1 protein-coding gene is annotated in these 1825 nt (G+C 74.5%); it reads right to left on the reverse strand.

Annotated features, from left to right (window positions below; genetic code table 11):
• Positions 1 to 1825, reverse strand: a 1825-nt coding sequence (locus AN218_RS21420) for a glycoside hydrolase family 84 protein (protein ID WP_171908745.1), incomplete at both ends; no start/stop codon positions are given.

Consider the following 1825-nt stretch of genomic DNA (forward strand, 5'->3'; position numbering starts at 1 on the left):
CGGGGGCCGCTTCGGCGCGGTAGGCGGTGTCCGGGTCGCCGTCCACGGCGGCCTCGGCGGGGGAGTCCGGACGTGCGACGGGGCCGCCCTGCGCGGTCGCCCTGTGGCGTCCGCCCGCCTTGCGGTCGGCGCCCGTCCAACTGTCGGAGACCTTCAGGGAGCGCTTGACGAAGTCCGCCAGCACGCCCTTGCCGACAGTCGCGGAGGGGCCGTCGCCGTCCTTCGCCTGGAGCTTCTCGACGGCCAGCCGGGCGTCCCACGCGCCGCCGCCGTCGCCGTGCGCCTGTGCCGTGAGCATCCGTACGGCGTGCTCGCCCGCCTCGCCGTGGCGCGCCAACTCCTCCAGCCACGGCCCTACTTCGTGCGCGAGCGCGGCCGGTACACGGTCCTTCGCGGTACGCATCGTGCGGAACGCGTCGCCGAGCCGGTCCGCCGCGCGCCCGAGACGCTTCAGGGACGGCTTCTCCTGCGGGTCGGCGTCGTCGTAGGCGGCCCAGAAGTCCTTCAGCAGCGGACGCAGATAGGCCGACTCCTCGCCGCCCAGCACCGAGGAGGAGTCGTTGCCCGCGAGGGCGCGTACGGCCGCGCGGGCCTGTGCGTCGCCGCCGGCGGCCTCGTCGATCGCCGCCTGCCAGGAGTCCTGCGGGCGGTAACCCTTGGGATTCCAGGCGTAGTCGGCGGCCGTGAAGAGCGGGATGCGTGAGGCGGCCGGCTGCCGCATGGCGTTGGTGAGCACCCCGGCGGAACGGGCGGCGACGGCCGGTTCACGACCGCGGTAGGGGCCGAGGAAGATCCGGTCCTGCGCATAGTCGTTGACCGGGTAGTTGTCCATGGTGACCAGCGGGTGCTGTCCGAACGCCTCGTGTACGGCGCTCAGTTCGCCCCCGGTGATGGTGCGCGGCACCACGCCCACGCCCGTCCAGGCGACCTGCACACCGGGCGGCAGCTTGTCCGCCAGCTCGCTGCGGTACGCGGTGTCGCCGCCCTGGTAGAACTCCGTCGGCATGACCGACAGCGGCTCCGCGTCGGGGTGCCGCGCGGCCAGATGGCGGGCGACCTCCCCGGCCAGCTCCGCGTGGGCGCGGGCCGCGGCCTTCGGCCCGGAGCCGTAGGTCTGCGCGTCCTCGTCGCAGTGCCACTCGCTGTAGCTGACGTCCTCGAAGCGGAGCTGGAAGGCGGCGAAGCCCAGCGCGTACATCGCGTCCAGCTTCCGCAGCAGGGCGCGGCGGTCCTCGGCGGAGGAGAAGCACAGCCCCTGGCCGGGCGCGACGGCCCAGCCGAGCGTCACATGGTTGCGCCGCGCCCGCTCGGCCAGTTCGCGGAACTGCTGCCGCTGGGCGGCCGGATAGGGGTCGCGCCAGTGGGCGGCCTGGCGGTACGCGTCGTCCGTCGAGGCGTAGAGATAGCGGTTCTGCTTCGTACGGCCGAGGAAGTCGAGCTGCTCCAGGCGCTGTTGCTGCGTCCAGGAGCTGCCGTAGAAGCCCTCGGTCACGCCCCGCACGGGGGCCGTGGGCCAGTCCCGTACGACGGCGCCGGCGAAGCCCCGCTCGCCGTCCTTCTCGGTGACGAGCTGCCGCAGCGTCTGTGCGGCGTGGAACAGGCCCTCGCCGTCGGCGCCTTCGAGCGCGACGGTGGGACGTGACTTCGTGCGGCCGACCGCCAGCCGGTAGCCCTCGCGGGGCAGATCGGCGCGCGGCGGTGCGTGCAGCGCGTGGAGGGCCTCGGCGGCCGAGGCGGCGTCGGCGCGTACGACGAGGGCGTCGCCGTGCGGCAGCGGCTGCCCGGGACGCACCTCGGCGATCTCGCGGGCGCCCGCCTCGCGCAG

The sequence above is a fragment of the Streptomyces nanshensis genome, from assembly GCF_001751255.1.
GTDB classification, from domain to species: Bacteria; Actinomycetota; Actinomycetes; order Streptomycetales; family Streptomycetaceae; genus Streptomyces; species Streptomyces nanshensis_A.